Source organism: Virgibacillus carmonensis, from assembly GCF_057836705.1.
In genome coordinates this window covers 160,057-184,131 of sequence record NZ_JBYQFJ010000007.1, presented here as the reverse complement: position 1 = coordinate 184,131, position 24,075 = coordinate 160,057, and the positions used below count along the sequence as shown (strand labels likewise).

Here is a 24,075-nt window from a genome sequence, read left to right as displayed (position 1 = left end):
ACACTCGAGACATAAGCAGTTCGCTTACGCGTGGGCAAAGCACCCACACTGCACCACTCTGCTTATGCTTGTCGTGTCTTTCAAGGCGCATGCGCTTTTCTTATTTTATTATCCTGTGAAAACGTTCTCAGCTGGATAGCGAATTTTTTCTTTTTCAGCTTGGGATACGGATAACATGATGGTTAATGGTCCTATGAGTCCGAGATACATCATAAACATAATAACCAATTTCCCAATGGTGCTAAGATCTGCAGTTATACCCATGGATAAACCAACAGTACCAAATGCTGAAACAACTTCAAAAAGTAAAGGAAGGAACTGGATATTTTCTGTAATCAGCAAAGTAAAAACGGCCATAAAGATAAAAGATAAGCTTGTCATTACGATGGCTAATGCCCGGTATACGATTTTAACGTCTATTCTTCTCTTAAAAGCAATAGGATTCTGTTTCTTTTGTTTTAGAAATGTTCCAACAGCCAATAAGATGATGATAAAAGTAGTTAATTTTATACCGCCGCCAGTGGAGATACTACCAGCTCCTATAAACATAAGCATCATCATGAGGACGTTTGTCGATTCTTCTAATTCACCAATCGGTATGGTGTTGAATCCAGCAGTTCTGGGGGATATCCCCTGAAAGTATGAGGCCCACCACTTATCCGCTAGCGATAATGATCCTAACGTGTTAGGGTTGTCAAATTCCAGCAAAAATATAGTCAGGATTGAAACGGTATTAATAATAATTGTTCCAGCAATCATAATTTTAGAATGAAGGCTTAGTAAACGAATTTTTTTACAGTACCATAAATCGTGTAGCACGGTAAATCCAATACCGCCTGTAATAATCATTAGTGTGATAATTATATTTACGGCTGGATCACCTACATAGTTTGACAGGCTATCAGGCCAAAGTGCGAACCCTGCATTGTTAAAGGAAGCAACAATATGAAAAAGGCTGTAATATACCCCTTTCCAAAATCCCATTTCTGGTACCCAGCGTAAAGATAACAATATAACACCAATTGCTTCAATAGCAAGAGAAAAAATTACAACTCTCTTCACCAACTTTATTATTCCACCAATAGGTGTTTGTAATTGTTCCTGAATAATTAACCTTTGCCGCAGCCCAATTCGCTTGCCTAAAAATATAATAATCATTATTGCAAACGTCATAAAACCAAGTCCACCAACATGAATTAAAACAAGAATAATAAATTGTCCGAACAAGGTATAAGCTGTATGTGTATCAACAACCCACAAACCTGTTACGGTAGTAGCGGATGCTGATGTAAAAAAAGCATCAATCCAACTAACCGGTATCTTGGTAGCAAAAGGAAGTTTTAATAAAAATCCACCTAAAACAATTAGAATAATAAATCCTGTTCCTAAGATTTGTGGAGGATTGAGTTTGGTTGAGTTCATTCGGCTTCTAAAACGTTTTTCTAAATGCATGTCATATTACTCCTTTCCCCCACGCACTAGTTTTTGTCTGATATACATATTATAATTCCTTCTTCTCAAACTTTTTCAGTTCACTGTTTCTTCCGATTACTACCAATATATCACCATTGTAAATTCTTTCATCAGCAGGAGGTGATATGATAATGTTTCCCTTATTTTTAATACCTACTATGGTACACCCGAATTTCGCTCGAACGTCTAGTTCTTGTATTGTTTTGTTATTTATTTTCGTTGTAGCTATCATTTCAAGAATACTGTGCTCGTTTGATAGTTCAATGTAATCTAAAATCTTATCCGATACAACATGATAAGCAAGTTTTTTCGCTATATCCTGCTCGGGATAAATGACACGATCAGCCCCAACTTTTCTCAAGATTGTTCCATGATATTTCGATTGTGCTTTTGCCCATACTTTTGTAACGCCGATCTCTTTCAAGACTAACGTTGTTAAAATGCTGGATTGCATATCGTCACCAAGAGAAACTACCGCAAGATCAAAATTACGTATTCCAAACTGTTTAAGTATTTCCTCATCTCCTGAATTAGCGTGAATCACATGTGTTGCTATAGTAGAATATTCCTTTACTTTATGAGAATTTGAATCCATAGCTAATACAGAGGCACCAAGTTTGGTGAATTCCTTGCACAAACTACCACCGAACTTGCCAAGTCCTATTATGGCAATTTGCATATCTTTATTCTTCATTTCTACAAATCCCTTCACCAAATAAAATAGAAACACTATTTTTTTGCATAAAAAAAATCCACAAGAGAATAAGATCCCTTTGCAGATTTTGGCATCGTTTAAGATACCATGCATCGCATGTGTGTGATCTCTCTCTAAACGCTTACGGAGTTAGCTGTCGGATTCGGATGTTAAGAGTCACCCTACCTTATATAAAGGATTCACCCCAAGTGGTTTTTTCCACAAAATATTGGTTTCTCCGTTTCAATTGGAATTCAGCGATTACATTCATTTAAAATTACTTTCAATAAGATGAGATTTATAATACGCTTGTCATTTTTAAGTGTAAAGAAGCAAATAAGTTTAAATATAATCAAATATAGACATTTGGATAATGTTTAGCTAATTTATCTTCTGATTTCTATTAGTTACGCTTGTTTAATAAAATTATTGAATTTAAAAGCAGGAAAGGACTCCAGTTTTGGCTGTAGCCCTTTCCTGTCAAAATTAATATTTTTTAGAAGTCGTATCCAATATTACTGCAATTAACAAAACAACTACTCCAAGCATAAACGCCATTAGTCCATATACACCGATACCAATTCCTGTCCATCTGCCGGTTAACAGGCTTGCTGGAACCAAAAAGATACCTGAGATAATAAGGATAATTGAAGGAAGGTATTTCATTACCTTTTTCGTTGGAAAGGTTATGTTTGCTAGGAACACCAATACAATTGCGATTACAGTTAAACTACCACCAATAAAAATAAGCATTTCCATCAAACCACTCCACCTATTACATTACTATTACATTTAGATTTCATAAACATCTATTCCTGTCTATAACCTTTATTCACCAGTTAAAAACATAGATATGAAACAAGCTTTACAAAATGATGGTTAACTGTAAATGAGTTGCAACACCTAAAAAATAGAGAAAGATACCGTAAAACCTTTGTGCGAATGGCAAAATATTTCTAATAAGATGGACTATCATTTATTATTAGCCAATTCTGCACGATCATCAGCCACAGGGGGCTGTTCCAACCACCCGTTTTTTATCAGGAGATTAATTCCATCTTCAGCATATAGTCCAATCTCTGCTATAAGACGCGTGTACTGTGCTGCCAAATCTCGTCTTTGTACAACAGCCATTGCAGCTCCGTAAAAACCGGCTGCTGTGGAAACCAATGCGACAACATGGAACAGCATCAGCTTGTCTGAAAAAGGTGAAACCGTGGAATTTGTAACTTCTGACTCCCATTTCTTTGGTGAAGGTAGGTTATTTTCAGTCAAGACAGAATCAAGGGTTTTCACATGTTTTTTACAAGTTTCTAACCCTCGTTGAAAATACTTACGCATGTCTTTTGATTGGGTTACCTGGCTAAATCCTATTTCCAGGACAACTTTTACCATAAGCTTTTGCGCGTTAAAAAAGAGGCCATCAATTTCTATTGCATTTAAAGGTCTTTGTTTCCCAAACCACCCATTTAAATAACTTTGATTCGTCACAAAGTCAATCTGTTCTGGTGCATTGATAGAAGGAGGTTTACTGAAAATACCTTTTTGTAACATGAGTTCTACGATTTTATCGTATAATTGCATGGATTCTGTATTGCATTGAATAAAATAGCTTCTTTGGTCGGCACGAATTGAAGTACCAGTTGCTGCGGCGTAACCCGTTAAACCGTGAAGTGTCATAATATACATATAGTATAAAGTTAAAGGGTCTGAAAACAATGGGGGCGCCTTAAGGTTTACATCTTCTTTTGTGAATCCTCTTGGAATTGGGTAATTCGCTTCATCTAAAAATTTTTTAATCTTTTCAGTATGGGACTTTGATAATCTAATTGCAAAGTCAAGGACTACACGAACGTCATGATCCTCCACTTTTTCTAGAAAATGGTCTATAACACAGATAGCCATACTGTCATTCTGAAATTGCGTCCAAAGATTTGCCAATTCTGAAGAAGTTAGACGAACATTATGACTTTTGTTTTCCAATGAATAAAACCTCCAATATTGAAATTACTTAATTCTTCCTTTTTCAGTTCTTTTAATCACTTGTTGATCGTCTATATTTCATTAAACCCCAAATTAGCAGCGCTACAGGCAAAAAGGCACCCATAACTATATTAAGGGGAACGTAAGATTCAAAAAGGAATGCATTCAATTCAGCATAATTTTTGGCGAATAGAATGGACCCTATTCCTATCAGCCAAGCTAATGGAATGACTAAAGGTTGGTACGTATTTAACCGCAATGCTTGGGCTAACCCTAAGCTTAGTCCGTAAAAGAATAATGCTATTCGAATCATTAACCCAACTGTCCAAAAAAGTATTGCAATGACATCAAATCTGTTGATGACTTCTCCTGCCTCGATATAACGAACTTCTGAAAAAGTTGGTAGGACCATGTTTGCAGCCTGTTCGGCACCGAATAGGGCAATAGGGCCTGTAACCGGACCAAGAAAGAAAATCAAGGTGATAACTGCTACTCCTACACCAGTTTTAACCAATTTCTTTGGACGTTGAACATAGGGGAGAATCATACCTAAAATGACAAATTCACCAAACCACGCCATTACTGATATCGACCCTATTGTTACAGGGATTACGCCATCGCCCATGATTGGCAACAAATTGGTATAATCTTTTTTCTCCCCCATAGTCAGGAAAACCACTGCCATTGCAACGATTACTAAAACAGGTAACATGATTTGGTTAAGACGCCCCAATGTTTCAAGTCCCAAATACACAATGAAAGTTGTCAGGAGCAAAATAACCGTAACAAACGCCCACATCGGTGTCTCAACCATAATTGTTTTATAGGCCTCGGCAAACAGTCTTGTCCCCAACGTAACCATAATAAAAAAATAAATCAGATAAAGCACACCAATTATTTTTCCCAGCCATGAAAAGTGTTGAAATAAGATTTCAATTAACGTCAGACCAGGGAAATGCTGAGACAGCTTGATTAATGAAATAATCCCAATCAGCCCTAAAATGGCGCCTCCAATGGCTGCAATCCAACCGTCCCGGCCGCTTTGTTGGAAAACTACCGTTAATAAAATCAAATGTCCAATGATTGTTAAGGATGTGATAGCTAACATCGCTGCCTGAATATTACTTATTCTGCCTTTTTCAATCATGGCTGGTACCTCCGTTTCCTTTTTCCAGTGGGCTCAACGTATTTAATAGTTTGGATATAGAAGGATCCGTCAAATCATAAATGGTCAATATTCCTAAAATAACAGTGAGACTTACAATCCCGAGTTGAGCAACTAATAGTTTATATTTTTTCCTTTTCCAAACGAAATAGATATGGGTTCCTGTCGTCAGTGCAATTAACGCGATTAGAAGTAAACACAATAAAATATTCATCTATTACTTCCCCTCATTTGCTTTGGGCGGATCTTTAAGAAGTCCATACCGTGAAATAGTTGCTGTGACTTTTAGATCAATTTCCATGTTTTTAAGTAAGCCATTTCTCCAGTTAGGGGCCATTTGCTTCCACTCTTTCGGATGATTTCGGTAAAATGCTGTGCCGAATCCAAAAATGTCTGTTTGCCATTGATCTTTTGCCTTGTTTAAGACACTATATACTTCTTGTCTGACCATTTTTTCAAGCTGCTGATTTAAACGATCGATTTGACGCGTGTTCATATTAAAATTAGTACAAGTCACTTGACCAATTTCAGCCTCAACTTCAATATCAACAACCATTTGAGGTTTTCCTCCAGATAGTTGAGGAATCAGTTGTGATGCTGAGTCAGTGACATTTAAGCTAACTGTTCCATCATTGTTTTCTCCGCATTTCATACTAATAATCTCGCTTTGGAGTTGGCCTTTTATCCATAAAAGGCCACTTGTTTCCTTTTCATCGAGAAAACCTTTTAGCCGCCCACCTTTAAATACTGCGGTGCCGTTCAAACCAAGTGCCTTCGGTATATGGTGATTATTTTCAGAAGTTTCGCCTTCATTCCCTTTAGGAGCAGCTTGATTTTTAGTATCTCTTTTATTCTCGTGGATATTGACTCCTTGTTTTTCCACGGCACCTATGACACCTGTATAAGGATCCGTTGTTTCACTGGAAAGTGCCTCCATAAATTGGCTAATGTCTTTGACCATACCGGTAGCTGAAAATCGATCGGAAAGCACTAAATTCTTTAATTCCAACCCTAGAGTAATATTTAGTTGAGGCATTGTTTTAACTAATTTCGATGCGGTTCCTCTAGTTACCAATAATTGAATGTTGGGGCGGAAATCACTTTTTCTCTTAAGAAAGTCCAATGCAGCTACCATTCTTTCACGTGCTGCCTTTTCTCCAAATACAATTGCATCTACATGACCAAAATAAAGTGTTTCTGAAACGGATGCTGATAAATTACCTATCGCTTCAAAGAGGCTTTCACCTGTTGTTGTTTCAATCAAAAATTTGCTTTGTTCGTTGCCAGAAACGGCGGTTTTTGCAAAGAGTGTGTATGGTTTGGCAATGACAGCTGTTAACTCAACTTGCCCGGCATCGTTTTCATCAATTCCAATAACGTTGATTGTAGCAAGGTCATTGATTTCATCAGCACTCCAACACCCTGTTAATGACAGAATAATAACAAACGATGCAATGGCGCAGAGTCGACGTATCCATCTGGATGGCTTAATTTTCCTCATTTCGATCCTCCTTTACATCTTTAGGAGGTTTAGCGGAATTATCTTTACCAGTACGGTATATGTTGTCCACTCCTAGCCCCGGCTCACGGGTTTCCATTGCCCACCATGGCGCTCGAATAAATACGTCCTTCCACCCTTCTTTTCTTGCAGGGGAAACAGGTGAAAAGTAGGGGACACCAAATGAACGTATGCTGACAAGGTGGGTTAAACCAAACATCAGACCGACAATTATCCCCATAAACCCAAAGAATCCTGCTAATAAAAGTAAAGGGATACCACAAAAGCGTATAATCTGATGGAATGCATAATTCGGTAAGATAAAAGATGTCAAAGCTGTAACCGAAACAACAATTGCCATTACGGGCCCGATGATTCCGGCCTGCACCGCAGCCTGGCCGATTAATACGAGCCCCAAAATGGTAACTACTGCCCCGCCGAATACTTTTGGCATTCGTAACCCTGCTTCCCGCATCAGTTCATATGCCAGGAGCATAAAAAGCCCCTCAATTAACACAGGATATGGCAGGGCCTCACGATTGGCCGCAATTCGTAGTAGGAAAGGAGTTTGTAGTAGGTCCTGATGAAACGTCGTCATGGCTACATAAAATGCTGGGAGAATTAAAGTGACAAAAAGACCCAAAAAGCGTACCCAGCGGAGTATGGTTGCAATCAGTGACCCTTCATAATAGTCTTCTCTTGAATGAAGAAACTCAACAAACATGGCAGGTGCTGTCAAAGCGAAAGGACTGCCATCCGTTAGAATAGCCACTTTTCCATCTAATAGTCCGCCACAGACACGATCTGGGCGCTCTGTACTGAACACAGTTGGAAAAGGCGATTTTGGTGAATCCTTTATCATGGATTCTAAATAATGGCTGTCTAAAATCCCGTCAATGTCGATTTCGGTTAATCGCTGTTGTACTTCTTTTACAATTTTCTCATCAGCAATCCCTTTGACATAAACCACACTTACTTTTGTACGCGTTTGTTTCCCTATTGTTAAATGTTTGACTTTTAAAGACGAGGTTTGTAGTCTTCGACGAATTAACCGCAAATTTGTATGGATATCCTCCACGAAACCTTCTTTCGGTCCCATAACCGTGCGTTCGGTGTTGGTCTCTGTCACCTTTCGATCTGTTTGGTTATGCGGGGGGAAAAAAAAGGCATGATCTATATTATCAACTAGAAGAATGGTATGACCTGACAAGACTTTTTGAGAGACGGATTGCAGATCATTTGATTCCTCTATCCTGCTAAAAGGAAAACGCTGATGCATAAATGTTCTAAAAGAATTCTCTGAGTCATTTTTTGGTTGATTCTTGGAATAAGAAGATAGACCTTGTTCTATTTCAGTAAGTTCCCTACTATTGACCATTTCGGATAAATAGACCAGACATCCAGATTGGTTATCGAATTGTGCGTGGTAAAAGATGATATCGTCGCACGAATTAAATGTTTCTTTTAGGATGGAGACATTCACCTCAAGAGATGATGATAAGGGAATGGACAAATTATTCGTGTTTAATTGTTCACTGTCATTGTTTTTTGTGGAAAATCTATTCAAATACCACACCTCCGTAAAGATTAGTTTTTCGTAAAAAGTTAAATTTATTCTTTTTATTTTAGGCCGTTTTTTAAAAAGACGCTTGAGTAATTAATCGTACTGCATAGCTATTAAGTAAAAAAATAGGCTTCGCAAAATGATATATTCATTCTACAAAGCAATTGCGACTCTATCACAATATATTAAGATCACGGTTCAGATGTGTTCGTGCTAACCTTAAGTAACACCCATTTTATGATCCAACCAATAGCAATGCCAATTGGTAAAAAAAGTATGGGCAACCAAATAGGCCCTATTAATTTTCCCATAAAAGTAAAAGTGGGTGAAAGGATTAGGCCAATAGTTACAAAGTAGGCAGAAAAAACGAATGGTAAAAAAGAATAAGGCTTATTTTCACCATCTGCATCTCTATACGCATCCCAAATTGCAAAAAAGTAGAGACAGGGATAAAACATGAGCCACAAAAAATTCGTTTGATCGATAGCCTCTTGAATTTTGCCATGGAAACTTAAAATAATGGCTTGATTAAAATTGGACATTACATTTACAACAAATTCTAATATGATTAATACAATACCTTTTACATATTTTTTATTTAATAATTGACCAAACCCGGGCAACGCAACGCTCCATAGCAATTTTTCTAATTTGTCTTTATGAATACCCTTTAAAGTTTTCATCCTCTGGCCCTACTTGGCCAAGTCCTTCCTATCAGCAGCAATAGGTGGTAATTCCATCCAACCATTATTAATCAGAATTTTCGCACCATCATTAGAAAACTTAGCTATCTCTGCTGTTAAACGGGTATATGTTACACCTAAATCGTGCCTTGGACTTGAAGCCGTTGATAATCCATATTGTCCAATACTGGATGCGATGAGGGTCGTAATAAGAAACATCATTAATTTATCGGAAAAGGGAGCTTCTTTTGAATTGGTTACTTCTGATGTAGCAAGTAAAGTCCCACTCGCGAGGTAGTTTTGATTTAAAACGTTCGTAAATACAGTCACATGTTTCCCAGATATGTCTCGCCCCCGCTCAAAGTAATGTCTAACTTCCTTTGATTGTGCTACCTGGCTAAATCCAGTTATTATAGCCTGTCCTAATGCATTTCGTTTTGCATTAAATACGAGGTTTGAAATTTCTATCCCAATTAATGGTCTTTTATCACCAAACCAACCTGCCAAAAAGCTTTTATTATGCACAAAGTTAATTTGACTCGGTTTTGGTATAAGTGGAGACCGTGTATAAGTACCTTTTTCTTTTGCTAGTTCTTTTGCTTTTTTGTGTAGGATTTGTGTATGACTTAAGGCCTTTAAGTAATAATCAATAATATCGGTTCGTTCCGCAAGTGCTAAAGATAGACTATATCCAGCTAGTTTATAACTAGACATATTCAATATGAATTCTAGGTAAAGTTTATCTGTGAAAAGGCGGGGGGTATCTAAGTTTACATCATCCTCAGTAAATCCTTGTGGAACAGGATATTCTTCTTCATTAAAAATTTGCGTAATTTCACTTTTATGCTCTTCTATTAACGATAATGCGTATTCTAAGATAGATTTAATTTGCTCGTCCTTTATATTAACTAAGAAGTATTTTATCCCACAAATCATCATCGTGTCGGCTTGGTAAAATCCCCATAGACTAGAGACTTCAGAAGATGTTAGTTCAATATGATTATGTTCATTGTTTTCCATGTGTACGTTCCTTTCGTTAGTTAGACTTTGCTAATTCATTGCGATCAACCATGCGAGGTGGCTCTTCTAACCATTCATTATCAATCATTAAATTGGCGCCGTCTTCCGAGTACAAAGCAATTTCTGAGCTTAGGCGAGCGTAATGTGCAGCGATATCTCTTCTAGTGTTTGTAGCTATACTTAGTCCGTAGAAACCAATCCCTAGAGTGATCATTCCTGTAACATGCGCAAGCATTAGTTTGTCGGAAAATGGAGATGTCTTAGTACTAATAGTAACCATTGTGTCTGAGCCCATTGGAGAAGGAACATCGCTATCGTTCAAAACCTTACTAAACATGTTTACATGCTTTTTGGCTATCTCAACACCTCTTACAATGTATGCTTTTACCTCTTTAGACTTTGCTACCTGACTAAATCCTGTTAATGTAGCAATTCCTAAACCATTTCGTTGCATATTGGAGAACAAATTTGCAATTTCTATTGCCATCAAAGGTCTACGCTCACCAAACCAGCCTGATAAAAAGCTTTGTTTCTTTACAAAATCAACTTTGTTAGGTGTTGGAATATATGGTGGTCTAGTATACAAGCCTTTTGTTAATGATACCAACATTGCTTTTTGATGAAGTTCATTATATTCTCTAAGCCCCTCTGAAAAGAACAAATAAATATCGTCACGGGTTATTAGTGTGACAGATCGGCTAAAAGCAGATATCCCCAAATTTCCAAGCTGAAAAACATATTGCAAAAAGTAATTATCTGAATAAAGCCTTGGGGCATGTACATTTACATCCTGATCTGTGTAACCGATTGGGACAGGCTTATTTTCTTTTTCAAAGATGATTGTAAGCTCTTTTAAATGGGATTCTGTTAACTCAAGGGCATCTTGAATAACAGGTCGTATCTCGTTATCTTCTACTTTTTCCACAAAGTACGTTAGAACGGTTGAAGTTATACTGGCATTCATATATGCTCCCCATATTTGCGACAGTTCTGAAGAAGTTAACTCTATGTTTTGATCTAGTTGCACAGCATTTCCTCCTAATTTAAATATTTACTTTCCGTTAGTTTGTCAAAAGCACATGTTTTTATTCGAGAGACCTAAGATTGAATAAGAACACAGTTTACAGGGCAAAAGAAGGAGAACAATTAACCGTGTATTTGAGGTGGATTTATGAAGCGGACAAAAAAGCAAAAAGCAAAAAAGACAGAAGAAGATTTCTCCATAGAGTTAGTAAAAGAGCTAGATAAAAACTTGGATAACCTCAAAAAGATGTTAGAAGAGCCAAACGATCTCATAATTCGGGAGTTTACGGTTCGTGGAAGTAAACATAGTTGTGCGATTGTTTATATCGATGGCTTGGTAAATAAACAATTAATAGATAACACGATAATGAAGAGTGTACAAGTGGTAAATGAAAGGAAGGAATTGCCTGAAGAAAAGACAGAACTTTTTAATGAACTTTACCAGGAGATTATTTCGGTCAGTGATATTAAAAAAGGGAATACATTGGATGATGTATCAAATGGGATTTTGTACGGCAGCACAGTACTTTATATAGATGGTCTAGATGTCGTTATTATGATGGATACCAAGGGGTGGGAAAGCCGAGCGATTGAAGAACCGATGTCAGAAGCGGTAATCCGTGGTCCGCGGGAAGGGTTTGTTGAAAGTATACGAACCAATATGGTGCTTATTCGTCGTAATATCCAAGACCCTAATTTACGTTTTAAAACCCATCATGTCGGTAGACGTTCAAAAAAGGTGCTAGTGGTGGCCTATTTAGAAGGGGTTATTAATCCCGATATCCTAAAAGAAATTAACCGTAGACTTAAGTCGATAGATATGGATGATGCACTTGAATCGGGCTATATTGAACAATGGATTGAGGACAGTTATTTGTCTCCGTTTCCACAGTTATTCAATACAGAAAGACCTGACAAAGCATCAGCTGCCATCATGCAGGGGAAAGTTGCCATTATTTTAGATGGGACACCATTTGTGTTGATTGCTCCTTCAATGCTTGGGAACGCTTTTCAGTCTCCAGAAGATTACTATGAACGCTGGACGATTGGGTCATTGGTCCGTTTTTTACGTTATTTTGCTGCATTTATCGCTATGTTCTTACCTGCTTTATATATCGCACTAGTTTCCTATCATCAGGGGATGATCCCATCAAAGCTAGCTTTTTCACTTGCGGCAACAAGAGACGGTGTTCCTTTTCCAGCATTTGTTGAAGCGATGATGATGGGGGTAACAATGGAATTATTACGAGAGGCGGGAGCGCGGTTGCCGAAAACGATTGGACAGACAATTGGTATAGTTGGTGGTTTAGTGATTGGGGATGCTGCTGTTCAAGCTGGAGTGGTAAGTCCTGTCATGGTTATTGTTGTTGCACTTACTGCAATTGCTTCATTCTCTCTTCCTGCATATAGTGTAGCGATTTCCTTTCGACTGGTTCGCTTTTTCTTTATGTTTTCTGCCGCTTTATTGGGATTATACGGTATCATTCTCGTTTATATTATGATTAACATTCATATTGTAAACCTCAAAAGTATTGGGATACCATACTCGACCCCATTTGCGCCAACCTTCCTGAAAGATTGGTTGGATCTTGTGTTTAGAGCACCTATTCCAATGTTAACCAAGCGTCCGGGCTATTTAAAAACAGGGGATAAAACATCAGGAAATAAAGGAGATAAACAGTAATGAAGAGCTTTGAATATGGTGACGAAAAATTAAGTGATAATGAGATTATGTTTGCTTTACCCTCCATGGTGATTGGTGTAGGAATTCTTTCATTGCCAAGGGACCTGGCAGCTGCGACTACCGCTTCGGATGGGTGGATAGCTATACTTGGCGGTGGATTATTTGCGGTTCTTGCCACGTGGTTGTTAGCTAAGCTGGCGGTCGGATTCCCAAATCAATCTTTCTTTACATTCACTTCTACCATTCTTTCAAAACCAGTAGCGATTGTTATCTCATTCTTTTTTGCTGTAGTTTGGTTAGGTATTACGGCATTTGAGGTCCGTAGAATTGCCGATGTCTCCAAACAGTATTTATTCGATCATACCCCCTTAGAGGTAGTTGGACTGGCATTTTTACTAGTTGTTGTTTATGCTGTCTCGGGCTCTAGGGCAGGTTTATTTCGATTAAATATGATGTTTTTACCACTTATTCTTTTTATTGCAGTAGTTGTTTTTATATTTAATTTAGGTTGGTTTGATCCTAACAAATTGCTACCAATGTTTAAAACAGATCTGCAAGGCTATATAAAGGGAGGACATGCGGGAGTACTCTCTTATTTAGGATTTGGCATTGTTTTATTTTATATAGGATTAGTGGAAAATCCTAAGAAAGCTCCTAAAATGGCTGCAATTGGGATGTGCATACCCGTTATCTTGTATATGATGCTTTTTCTTCTATGTATTGGCGTATTTGGTCATGCGGTAACGTCGAACCTCGTATACCCTACTATTGAATTAGCCAAGGGAGTAGAAATACCAGGAGGATTTTTTGAAAGATTTGAGTCCATCTTTTTTGTAATCTGGATTATGGCTATTTTTAATACAACTGCGATGGCATTGGATGTCGCTGTACTTTCACTCAATTCTATCTTTAAAAATACAAAAAAAGTTACTGTGGTTTTTATCGTATCACCGATTGTCTATATGGTAAGCATGCTTCCACAAGACTTCGTCGAAGTATCATCATTTGGATTAATTGTCAGTAATACGATATTTATATATACCCTGTTTATTGCGTTAGTGCTGTTTGTCATGGCTAAATTAAGGGGTGTGAATCGAGTTGGAAAATAGAAAAACCTGCCTGCTTATTATTAGCTCATTTATTTTCCTGTTATCAGGTTGTTGGGATCAGGTAAATATTGAAGATCGTGGTTTTGTTATTGGAATTTCCATTGATACGCTTGGAAAACAGGGTGATGATAATTATAACCTGAACATGATGGAGCAAATCGTTGTTCCTGCCGGATTAGGGAGTTCGGGCCAAGGGGGTGGCGGTAGTCAGAAAGCATTCACCAATATCTCGGCAAGTGGTGAAAGTATATTTGAAATATCCAGGGAATTCGCTGCAAAAACAAGTAAAACACCCTATTATGAGCACTTAAAAGTTATCATTGTTTCTGAAGAGATCGCAAAGAATCCCCAATTATTTGCAAGTATAATGGACGTTTTTATTCGTGACAAGGAAATGCGGAGATCGATTAAGGTAATAATTTCAGAAGGGGAAGCAAAAAATGTACTTGAAATAGAACCTGAAGCTGAAAGTCTTCCAGCCATCTACATAGATTCTGTTATGACCCTTAACTCTAAAACATTAGAAATAGTAAATCCAGTGGAAATGGGTAACATCCATCAGTTTCTTTTGACCAAGGGGAGTTATGTACTTCCTTATGTTTTCCGGGAGGATAACAGAATGAAAGATAAAGGCGCAGCGGTCATTCATGGACACCATAACCAAATGGTTGGCGTACTTACTGGAAATGAAACAAAAGGGTTGAATTTAATAACGGAACATAATAGTGGTGGGAGCGTCAAATTTAAAATGGAAGATCGTTTAATGATATATGAATTTCAAAATACAAAAAGTTCTATAAAAATAGATGTAAAAGACAAAGAAAATATAACAATAAACATAAAAATAGACGCTGAGGGTAATGTTGCAGAAACGTTTGGCAGTAAATCTTTATTAAAACCAGATCGTTTTAATGAAATTGAAAAAAACGTAAGTAAAAAAATCGAACAACTTGCAAAGAACACACTTGAAAAGGCGCAGCAAGAGTTTAATGCTGATATTTTTGGCTTTGGCGAGAAGCTAAAACAAAGACATTATGATAAATGGCAAACGATGAAAGATGATTGGAATCATGGTGAAAATATTTTTGCAAAGTGTACGATAAACGTATCAGTCAATGCGAAAGTTCGAGCAACTGGTGCTGCTGATAAAACGAAAAGTAGAGGAAATGAGTGATCATCATGTGGGAGGACTTAATTGGGAGATTACCCGGAAATCTGGTTATTTTTTGTACGGCATTAGCTTTCTTTATACCATATTTCGTTTATAAGGTTAATAAACGATTACACAAATATGGCGATCCTCCTTGGAAAAAGGATGAACAGGATACACAAAAACAAAAGATAAAAGGCAAGAAACAGTAAAAACCAGAAGCTTTTCATGGATTTGCCATGAAAGGTTTTTGTCGTTTAATTGTTGGAAATTTTGTAGATACTAACTGGTATATGTTTTTAAGTAAAATTTCCTATTATTCTGCTTTTACTTACTGAGTCTTTTTTAGTATAGTTAGTATAAGGAATAATGTAGAAACTGGAAGGGGTCTATATAATCATGATGCAAGATACTACCGTCTACAATAAAAATATAAGAAATGTATTATCAAATATTAATAAGGTGATGATTGGAAAGGAAGATGCTGCAAGGCTCAGTTTAGTGGCATTGCTTGCTCAGGGTCACGTATTGTTGGAGGATGTTCCAGGTGTCGGAAAAACGATGCTTGTGCGAACCCTTGCGAAATCACTAGATTGTGATTTTAGAAGAATTCAATTTACCCCTGATTTATTACCATCCGATGTAACAGGTATATCCATCTATAACCCAAAAGAACTAGAATTTGAGTTTCGTGGGGGACCTATCCTGGGGAATATTGTACTAGCCGATGAAATTAACCGCACTTCACCGAAAACACAATCGGCATTATTAGAAGGGATGGAAGAAAAAAGTGTAACAGTAGATGGAACAACCATAGCATTAAAGCAGCCCTTTTTTGTTATGGCGACACAAAATCCTATTGAGTATGAAGGTACATATCCATTGCCTGAGGCTCAGCTTGATCGCTTTCTATTAAAGCTTCGAATGGGATATCCATCCTATGACAATGAACTTGAAATGCTTGACCGTATTTCCTTGCAGCATCCTATAGAAACGATTAAAGCGGTAATGAATAGAGAAGAACTAGTAGAAGTACAAGAAGCAGTGAAGGAAGTATACATCGATAAAAATGTACAAAAATATATTATTAATCTAGTGACTGCAACACGTAACAATTCCTCTATTTATCTGGGTGTAAGTCCACGTGGGTCGATAGCTTTAATGCGTGCAGCCAAGGCACTTGCCTATGTATATGCACGAGATTATGTACTACCGGATGATGTGAAATATTTAGCTCCATTTGTGCTTTCTCATCGCATTATCTTAACCTCGGAGGCAAAATATGAAGGTATGACCAGTGAAGATGTCATTTCATCAGTCATACAAAACACCCATATTCCTATTCGAAAGGAATTTAGTTAATGAAGGGTACGGTTCTTTTCCTAGGTAAGCTCCTTTTTATCGTATTCTTTTTTTTATTATTACTTTCCTATGCCATGTTTCAAGGGGGATTCGTTAGCTGGTTTTTATTTTATGGCTTTCTGCCGATATCCATCTATTTATTTGGGGTACTTCTATACCCAATTAAAAAGATCCGTGTTTCAAGGCAACTTTCGAATCATGTTGTCAAGGCAGGAAACGCTATTTATGTCGATATTACAATGAAACGATCCTTGCCATTTCCACTATATTACTGTATTTGTGAGGAAGTGTTTCCTGATTCGTTAAATAAGGTTGATAATCGCGCAGATAACTATCAACACATGGGAGACCCTTCTCAACTTTATGCAATAAGGAAAATTAAAAAAGTAGTATTTGCCGGTTTTAAACGTGAATTTAAATTATCGTATCAAATCGCAGAGATTCCACGTGGAGAACACCAGTTATTTGCCATTCGGTTTCGAACGGGGGATTTATTTGGATTCATTAAAAAAGAACATGTATTTAATGTTTTTGATAATCTCGTAGCTTATCCAAACGAACACGAAATTCATATAACAGAACGAATAAATAGCTTTGAGCAAGGATCAATTACAGCTCAAAATGCAACGCTTAAAAATACAAACGTAGCCTCTGGAATAAGAGAATACATGCCTGGCGATAAGTTTTCTTGGATTGATTGGAAACAAACTGCTAGAAAAAATACGGTGATGACAAAAGAATTTGAGCAAGAAAAAAGTACAGATACGATGTTGATCCTAGACGGGTGTCATCGGGAACAAATGAATGTCCTAGCGTTTGAAGCCGCAATTGAAATGAGCCTCTCATTGATGGAAACCATTCGTAAACAATCATCTCAGGTGGGCTTTCTTTCTATTGGAGAAAAGAATATGTTTTTTCCTTTACATCATGATCCAATGAAGAAAGAATTTATCCGACAGCATTTAACGAAAATACAACCAGGTGGGAAACAAGCATTTTCAATTAAGTTAAAAGAAGAAGCAAAACGTTTGTCTCCAGGTGTTATTGTCATGATTATTACAAGTAATTTAGATGAAGCATTTAAACAAACAGTTCAGCAAATGAAGCAACGAACAAAGCGTATTATTGTCTGTTTTACTGAATCTAGTAATTTGATCACAGAAAAACAATACCAGCTTATCCAACAATTACAATTTCAAGGAATTATAATAAATGTAATAACCGAAAAGCAGTTGATTCAAAATAGAATCGAGGTGCGGGTAGTATGAAACTAGCAGAAGAAACGAAAACACCTTTTATTTATTCAACTATTTTGTATGTGGCTGGATTAATTTTATTTTTAGAATGGCTATATCCGGTAAAAGATATTACGGATACTAGTAATTTGATTGTATTCGTTCTTTATACTGCATTTTGTTTTTTTATAACGTTAACACAGATCAAATGGTGGATTTCTTTTATTGTGAAGGGTGCAGGCTTACTATTTATTTTGAATGGATTGTATTTCCAGGAGGTTTTTTTTAGTAAAGCATGGATTAATCACGTAATTGCAGAATTTTACATGAATATATCGGCTCTGCTAACGCAGGATTGGTATAATTTAACGCCAATGTTTCGAAGTCTTTTGTTTCTATTACTAATATGGTTAATGAGCTATTTAATCTATTATTGGTTTGTTGCGATGAATCGTATATTTTTATTCGTAGTCTTAACATTTGTATACATTGCTATATTAGATACATTTACAGTGTTTGACGCGGATGCAGCCATAGTGCGCATTTTTATTATATCGTTTATTGCATTAGGTTTAGCAAGTTTCATGCGAGAAATGGAACGGGAATCCATACGGTTTTTGTGGATGAAAAAGGTTGCAGTTTGGATCGTTCCATTAATAGGCGTCGTCCTCCTATCCACATTAGTTGGATATGCGGCACCGAAGCTAGAACCACAGTGGCCTGACCCAGTTCCCTTTATTAAAAGTGCAGCTGATGGAGCTGGTTCCATGGATGGAGGATCTGGTATTCAAAAAGTAGGATATGGTGAAGATGATACACGATTAGGTGGTTCATTTATTCAGGATCAGACGCCAGTCTTTACTGCAATAACTGAAGAAGAACAATATTGGCGGATCGAGACAAAGGATGTATATACAGGAAAAGGCTGGATTAACTCGAGTGAACCTGAATATATTAAACAGGATCCGCAAAATCTATCACTTGAAACGTTCGATGAAAGTGTAGAAACGGAAGAAATGAGTGCGCAACTTAGGTTTACGGGAAATGTTCAAATTCCAAAAATAATCTATCCTTATGGAATAGAAAAATTGGGAGTTTCAACGCCTACGGATTTGCTTTTAGACAGACATTCCGAAGAACTTGTGACACAATACAATAATAATGAATTTGTTCTTGATGTCTACAACATGACCTTTCAAAGTCCATCATTTGAGATCAATTCTCTCAGAAATACGAGTACTCCCGATCCAGAAAACATAAATGAGCAATATACACAATTGCCAGAAACGCTTCCAGAACGTGTTGGAGAATTGGCTAGGGAAGTAACGGCAGCTGAAGGTAACCGTTATGATAAGGCCCGGGCAATCGAATCCTATTTTGCCCAAAATGGATTTGTATATAACACCAGTAATGTTCCTGTTCCAGCGGAAAGTCAAGATTATGTAGATCAATTCTTATTTGAATCTAAGATTGGCTATTGTGATAATTACTCTACATCAATGGTTGTTATGCTACGTACATTGGATATTCCTGCAAGATGGGTTAAAGGTTTTGCAAGTGGGGAAAAAATCAGTGATGGCATTGGTGAAACTGGCTCAAATCAATACGAGGTCACAAATGCAAATGCTCATTCATGGGTTGAAGTATACTTTCCTGGTAAAGGGTGGGTACCTTTTGAACCAACACAAGGGTTTTCTAACCTTACAGATTTTCAATTCGATGCGGATGTAGACGCCGAGGAAGAAACCGAAGCTCCACCACTAGAACAGAACGATACGGAGAAGCCAGAGCCCCAAAAAGAGCAAGAGGAAGCAGCTGTTGAGACTGCAAGCAAAAATGAGAATTTCGAACTTAATTGGTGGCATGTCGCAATTGGAATTGCCGTTATTGTTTTACTGGCATTAACCATTTTTATAATGCGTTACCGCATTCAATTCTCTCTACTTGGAATGCGGCTTAAGACAAATAAAAGTGAAAAAACATACCAGGATGCTTATCACTTTTTGTTGAAGCAACTGGAACATACTGGATTACCAAAAGAATCCGGACAAACTTTGAGAGAGTATGCCAACAGAATTGATAGTCGTTATGATTCAAGTATAATGCGCAAGTTGACAAATTCCTATGAAAGAATTCTATATACAAATACGAGTAATTCGGTGGATATTGATAACTTGGCGCAATTATGGAAAGATTTAATAAAACAGATAAGGTCTTGACCACGCAATCGTGTGTTAGTAGAATAGATGAAGTAAAACTGCGATAAATAAATTAAATAAAAAAGCCGTTCGTATATCCTCGAAAATATGGTTCGAAAGTATCTACCGGTGCACCGTAAATGTACTGACTATGAAGGCGAAATCTATATTGGTTACGTATATACATGCCTAGATTTCTGCCTTTGTTGCAATACTATAAAGTAAACTCCTTGATAGTTATTGTATATTTAAAGGGGAAATCTAGGTTTTTTACATGTAAGGAAAAGTATAAACGTTTTAAGGAAACGCCAGTATAAGAAAAGAAACCAACATGGCGGCCAAGAACATGCCGCCACTATCTATAATGAAAACTACTGATTTAGTTCAAAAAGGTATAATCTTGATACATGTTGGTTACACTAAATAATTTGTGCCGTTCAAAATAATAGTTGTTTTCATACAAAAGTATAAAAATATTAAGGAAATACCTTGTGTAAAAAAGCATCGGCAGTGGCTTATAACAGAAAAAGGGGTCAGAGAAACTACTCGCTTTCCGCGGACGAACGCCCGAGCCTCCTCGCGAAAACCCACGCTGCGGGGGTCTCGGTTCGATCGTTTTCCCGCAGGAGTCTCGCAGTTTATCTTCCCCTTAACGTAATTTAAATTAATCGACCTGTCGTTCATGGTCTACTGTTGATATCAAATAAGAACTGGATGGCTCAGGTTTGAAACAAGATGAAAAAACTATCCAGCAGAGGAAACGATGCGAGACTCCTGCGGGAATAGCAATCCAGGTGAGACCCCGCAGTGAGCGGTTTGTGCGATCGAGGAGGCTCGCGGATTGCCCGCGGAAAGCGAGTATCGTTTCCTCTGCGGCAGATACTTATTAATCTTGAAAAGGACTTGGTAACAACCAAGTTTATCTTACACTGATAAGAAAGCATAAATTTTTAGTGGATATCAGTATAAGTACAACTAAGGCTTTCGCCATTAAAGCTTGGCGATAAGCCAAGTTTTCTAAGAAGGAGCGATGTTATGGAAACGAATGAAATGATTTTGGTATTGGATTTTGGTAGTCAATACAACCAATTGATTACAAGACGAATACGTGAACTTGGAGTTTATAGTGAACTGCATTCACATAAACTTACTGCAGAAGAAATTAAGCGAATGAACCCAAAAGGAATTATTCTTTCTGGTGGCCCGCATAGTGTTTATGATGAAAATAGTTTTCGCTGTGATAAAGGAATTTTCGATTTAGACATTCCGATTCTAGGGATTTGTTATGGCATGCAGTTGATGACATTACATTTTGGTGGAAATGTTGCGAAAGCAAAAAACCGTGAATACGGCAAAGCATTAATTGAGCTTAATAGTGACCCATTGGTTTTTAAAAATACCCCGAAAAACCAAACAGTATGGATGAGTCATGGTGATAAAGTATTAGAAGTCCCAGATGGTTTTCAGATTGATGCGACAAGTCCATCAACGCCAATTGCTGCGATGAGTAAGCCAGACAAGAAACTGTATGGTGTACAATTCCATCCAGAAGTTCGTCATTCAGAGTATGGAAATCATGTGTTAAAACAATTTGTTTTTGATGTATGTGACTGTGACGGGAAATGGACGATTGAAAATTTCATCGATTTGGAAGTTGATAAGATTAGAGAAAAAGTGGGAAAGCGTAATGTACTATGTGCATTAAGCGGTGGCGTTGATTCATCGGTTGTAGCTGCATTAATCCACAAAGCCATTGGCGATCAATTGACATGTATTTTTGTTGATCATGGATTACTGCGTAAAAATGAAGCAGATGAAGTGATGGAAACTTTTAGAGACGACTTCCATATGAATATCATCAAAATAGATGCACAGGAACGTTTCTTATCCAAGTTAAAGAATATCAGCGATCCAGAAAAGAAACGTAAAATTATTGGGAATGAATTTATTTATGTTTTTGATGACGAAGCAGGCAAACTTAAAGATGTAGATTTTCTTGCACAAGGTACTTTGTATACGGATATTATTGAAAGTGGTACAGATACTGCACAAACAATAAAATCACATCATAATGTTGGTGGCCTTCCAAAAAATATGCAGTTTGAACTAATTGAACCGCTCAATACATTATTTAAGGATGAGGTTCGCGAGTTAGGATTGCAGTTAGGACTTTCTGAATCGATTGTCTGGCGCCAGCCATTCCCTGGACCTGGACTTGCAATTCGTGTACTTGGAGAAGTTACCGAGGAAAAACTAACTATTGTTAGAGAATCAGATGCTATCTTGCGTAGAGTTATTGCAGAAGAAGGATTAGAACGTGAAATCTGGCAATACTTTACAGTTTTACCCGATATCCGTAGTGTAGGCGTTATGGGTGATGCGCGCACATACGATTATACAATTGGGATTCGTGCAGTGACATCGATTGATGGTATGACATCGGACTGGGCGCGTATCCCATGGGATGTTATGGAAAAAATTTCAAATCGAATCGTAAATGAAGTCGAGCATATTAACCGGGTTGTTTACGATGTAACGAGTAAACCGCCAGCAACCATTGAGTGGGAATAGTTATCTTAAAAACGAACATTGGTGATAAATTATTCACTAATGTTCGTTTTTTAATTGACATAAGTGAGGGAGAATAGTACAATTTAACCAATCAAATAGCATGCGTATAATTTAGGGGATATGGCCCAAGAGTTTCTACCAAACTACCGTAAACAGTTTGACTACGCAGGTAAAAGCAAATCAGTAAAATAGTGCATTGTTTTTTTGCATACCTTTTTCTCATTTCTTTTTTCTGAATAGTTATGGTAGCACTCCCTGAAATAATCAAGTGTGCTATTTTTGGGTATTACTAGAAAGAGCGAGGAGGAGAAGGAATGAAAAAGTATTTTCACTTTGAAGAGTTAGGTACAAACTATCGCACAGAGTTTGTAGCTGGTTTAACGACTTTTTTGGCAATGGCATATATATTATTTGTAAATCCAAACACGCTTGCATTGGTAGGCGTTGAAGAACTACCTGAAGGTGTTACCAGAATTGATCAGGGTGCTGTATTTACAGCCACTGCAATTGCCGGTGCTATCGGTTCTTTATTTATGGGAATCATCGCTAAATATCCGATTGCTCTTGCTCCTGGTATTGGTTTAAGTGCATTTTTTGCATATACAGTCGTACTTGGATATGGTATCCCTTGGCAAACGGCTTTATCTGGTGTCTTAGTATCTGGACTTATTTTTGTTGTATTAACGTTAACAGGATTGCGTGAAAAAATTATAAATGCAATCCCTGCCAATTTAAAGCTAGCCGTGGGTGTTGGAATTGGCTTTTTTATAGCCTTTATTGGATTTCAAAATGCTGGTATTATTGTTGGAAGTGATGCAACACTCGTCGCTTTAGGAGATTTAACCGCTCCAATGGTCATGCTTTCGATATTTGGTATTGTCATTTCTGTCGTGCTATTGAGCTTGAATATTAAGGCTGGCATCTTTTATGGGATGTTATTAACAGCTATTGTAGGTATGGTTTCAGGATTAATCACTCCTCCAACAGGGATTAGTGGAGTTATTGGTGAGGTTCCAAGCGTAGCTCCTACATTTGGACAAGCATTTGGTCACTTTGGTGATATCTTTTCAATGGATATGCTAGTTGTTATACTAACCTTTTTATTTGTTGATTTTTTTGATACTGCCGGAACTTTAGTCGCTGTAGCTACACAGGCTGGCTTGATGAAAGATAACAAGTTGCCTCGTGCTGGGAAAGCGCTGTTCGCTGATTCTACTGCAACAGTTGCGGGTGCGATTGTTGGGACATCGACAACAACATCCTATATTGAATCTTCTGCAGGTGTTGGTGCAGGTGGGCGATCAGGATTCACAGCAGTGGTTACAGGTGGATTCTTTATCCTTGCGTTATTTTTCTCACCTTTACTAAGTGTTATAACAGCTGAGGTTACAGCTCCTGCTTTAATAATAGTTGGCGTATTAATGGCATCATCGTTAAAGAACATTGATTGGGATGAGTTCGAAATTGCCGTCCCAGCGTTTCTGACCATCGTTGCTATGCCACTAACCTATAGTATTGCAACCGGTATTGCACTCGGATTTATTTTCTATCCGATAACCATGATTTTAAAAGGACGGTACAAGGAAATAAATCCGATCATGTACGTGTTGTTTGTTATTTTCGTTTTATATTTTATCTTCCTCAGCTAGGTGAATGTAGATAT

General features: G+C 37.4%; 20 protein-coding genes and 3 riboswitches. Of the genes, 9 read left to right on the top strand and 11 right to left on the bottom strand.

What is annotated here, in order from left to right; all coding sequences use genetic code 11:
- Positions 1 to 108: 108 nt before the first annotated feature.
- The 11 genes from AC3G7N_RS08150 to AC3G7N_RS08100 form a co-directional block, all read right to left on the bottom strand.
- Positions 109 to 1,452 carry a TrkH family potassium uptake protein gene (locus AC3G7N_RS08150; RefSeq protein WP_489421652.1) on the bottom strand — a complete coding sequence of 448 codons (1,344 nt, stop codon included), beginning with the start codon at positions 1,450 to 1,452 and terminating at the stop codon, positions 109 to 111.
- Positions 1,453 to 1,501: 49 nt separating this feature from the next.
- The gene (locus tag AC3G7N_RS08145) at positions 1,502 to 2,167 is read right to left on the bottom strand and encodes a potassium channel family protein (protein WP_489421651.1); all 666 of its coding nucleotides are present in this window, start codon (positions 2,165 to 2,167) and stop codon (positions 1,502 to 1,504) included.
- 123 nt (positions 2,168 to 2,290) lie between these two features.
- Positions 2,291 to 2,437, bottom strand: a riboswitch (cyclic di-AMP (ydaO/yuaA leader).
- Between the two features lie 216 nt (positions 2,438 to 2,653).
- The gene (locus AC3G7N_RS08140) at positions 2,654 to 2,926 is read right to left on the bottom strand and encodes a YesK family protein (protein WP_489421650.1); all 273 of its coding nucleotides are present in this window, start codon (positions 2,924 to 2,926) and stop codon (positions 2,654 to 2,656) included.
- Positions 2,927 to 3,139: 213 nt separating this feature from the next.
- Entirely contained in the window at positions 3,140 to 4,150 is a 1,011-nt protein-coding gene (locus AC3G7N_RS08135; RefSeq protein ID WP_489421649.1) for a DUF3231 family protein, read from the bottom strand.
- Between the two features lie 52 nt (positions 4,151 to 4,202).
- A complete protein-coding gene (locus tag AC3G7N_RS08130; protein WP_489421648.1) occupies positions 4,203 to 5,297 on the bottom strand; it encodes a GerAB/ArcD/ProY family transporter in 1,095 nt (364 codons plus the stop codon).
- Positions 5,290 to 5,529, bottom strand: coding sequence for a hypothetical protein (locus AC3G7N_RS08125; RefSeq protein ID WP_489421647.1), 240 nt, complete (start codon positions 5,527 to 5,529; stop codon positions 5,290 to 5,292). Before AC3G7N_RS08125 ends, AC3G7N_RS08130 begins: the two co-directional genes overlap by 8 nt.
- A gap of 3 nt (positions 5,530 to 5,532) precedes the next feature.
- On the bottom strand, positions 5,533 to 6,816 hold the full coding sequence (locus tag AC3G7N_RS08120) for a Ger(x)C family spore germination protein (protein ID WP_489421646.1): 1,284 nt from the start codon (positions 6,814 to 6,816) through the stop codon (positions 5,533 to 5,535).
- Complete coding sequence (locus tag AC3G7N_RS08115) at positions 6,803 to 8,380, bottom strand: spore germination protein (RefSeq protein WP_489421645.1); 1,578 nt, start codon at positions 8,378 to 8,380, stop codon at positions 6,803 to 6,805. The genes AC3G7N_RS08120 and AC3G7N_RS08115 overlap by 14 nt, the downstream gene beginning before the upstream one ends.
- 188 nt (positions 8,381 to 8,568) lie before the next feature.
- Positions 8,569 to 9,060 carry a hypothetical protein gene (locus tag AC3G7N_RS08110; RefSeq protein ID WP_489421644.1) on the bottom strand — a complete coding sequence of 164 codons (492 nt, stop codon included), beginning with the start codon at positions 9,058 to 9,060 and terminating at the stop codon, positions 8,569 to 8,571.
- 9 nt (positions 9,061 to 9,069) lie between these two features.
- Complete coding sequence (locus AC3G7N_RS08105; RefSeq protein WP_489421643.1) at positions 9,070 to 10,080, bottom strand: DUF3231 family protein; 1,011 nt, start codon at positions 10,078 to 10,080, stop codon at positions 9,070 to 9,072.
- 16 nt (positions 10,081 to 10,096) lie between these two features.
- Complete coding sequence (locus AC3G7N_RS08100) at positions 10,097 to 11,107, bottom strand: DUF3231 family protein (RefSeq protein ID WP_489421642.1); 1,011 nt, start codon at positions 11,105 to 11,107, stop codon at positions 10,097 to 10,099.
- Between the two features lie 144 nt (positions 11,108 to 11,251).
- On the opposite strand from AC3G7N_RS08100, the gene AC3G7N_RS08095 reads away from it, so the two are divergent.
- From AC3G7N_RS08095 to AC3G7N_RS08055, 9 genes are all read left to right on the top strand, one after another.
- Positions 11,252 to 12,787: a spore germination protein gene (locus tag AC3G7N_RS08095; protein WP_489421641.1), complete on the top strand. Its 1,536-nt coding sequence runs from the start codon at positions 11,252 to 11,254 to the stop codon at positions 12,785 to 12,787.
- Positions 12,787 to 13,896 (top strand): GerAB/ArcD/ProY family transporter, encoded by a 1,110-nt coding sequence (locus tag AC3G7N_RS08090; RefSeq protein ID WP_489421640.1) that lies wholly within the window; start codon positions 12,787 to 12,789, stop codon positions 13,894 to 13,896. Before AC3G7N_RS08095 ends, AC3G7N_RS08090 begins: the two co-directional genes overlap by 1 nt.
- Positions 13,886 to 15,070 carry a Ger(x)C family spore germination protein gene (locus AC3G7N_RS08085; RefSeq protein WP_489421639.1) on the top strand — a complete coding sequence of 395 codons (1,185 nt, stop codon included), beginning with the start codon at positions 13,886 to 13,888 and terminating at the stop codon, positions 15,068 to 15,070. Before AC3G7N_RS08090 ends, AC3G7N_RS08085 begins: the two co-directional genes overlap by 11 nt.
- A 5-nt stretch (positions 15,071 to 15,075) precedes the next feature.
- Positions 15,076 to 15,258 carry a hypothetical protein gene (locus tag AC3G7N_RS08080; protein WP_489421638.1) on the top strand — a complete coding sequence of 61 codons (183 nt, stop codon included), beginning with the start codon at positions 15,076 to 15,078 and terminating at the stop codon, positions 15,256 to 15,258.
- A gap of 187 nt (positions 15,259 to 15,445) precedes the next feature.
- Positions 15,446 to 16,408: an AAA family ATPase gene (locus AC3G7N_RS08075; protein WP_489421637.1), complete on the top strand. Its 963-nt coding sequence runs from the start codon at positions 15,446 to 15,448 to the stop codon at positions 16,406 to 16,408.
- Positions 16,408 to 17,676, top strand: a complete 1,269-nt coding sequence (locus AC3G7N_RS08070) for a DUF58 domain-containing protein (protein WP_489421636.1) — start codon at positions 16,408 to 16,410, stop codon at positions 17,674 to 17,676. Before AC3G7N_RS08075 ends, AC3G7N_RS08070 begins: the two co-directional genes overlap by 1 nt.
- A complete protein-coding gene (locus AC3G7N_RS08065) occupies positions 17,673 to 19,862 on the top strand; it encodes a transglutaminase TgpA family protein (protein WP_489421635.1) in 2,190 nt (729 codons plus the stop codon). The genes AC3G7N_RS08070 and AC3G7N_RS08065 overlap by 4 nt, the downstream gene beginning before the upstream one ends.
- Positions 19,863 to 19,911: 49 nt before the next feature.
- Positions 19,912 to 20,013, top strand: a riboswitch (purine riboswitch).
- 863 nt (positions 20,014 to 20,876) lie between these two features.
- Entirely contained in the window at positions 20,877 to 22,412 is a 1,536-nt protein-coding gene (gene guaA, locus AC3G7N_RS08060) for a glutamine-hydrolyzing GMP synthase (RefSeq protein WP_489421634.1), read from the top strand.
- Between the two features lie 82 nt (positions 22,413 to 22,494).
- Positions 22,495 to 22,596, top strand: a riboswitch (purine riboswitch).
- A gap of 130 nt (positions 22,597 to 22,726) precedes the next feature.
- Positions 22,727 to 24,061: an NCS2 family permease gene (locus AC3G7N_RS08055; protein WP_489421633.1), complete on the top strand. Its 1,335-nt coding sequence runs from the start codon at positions 22,727 to 22,729 to the stop codon at positions 24,059 to 24,061.
- Positions 24,062 to 24,075 lie beyond the last annotated feature (14 nt).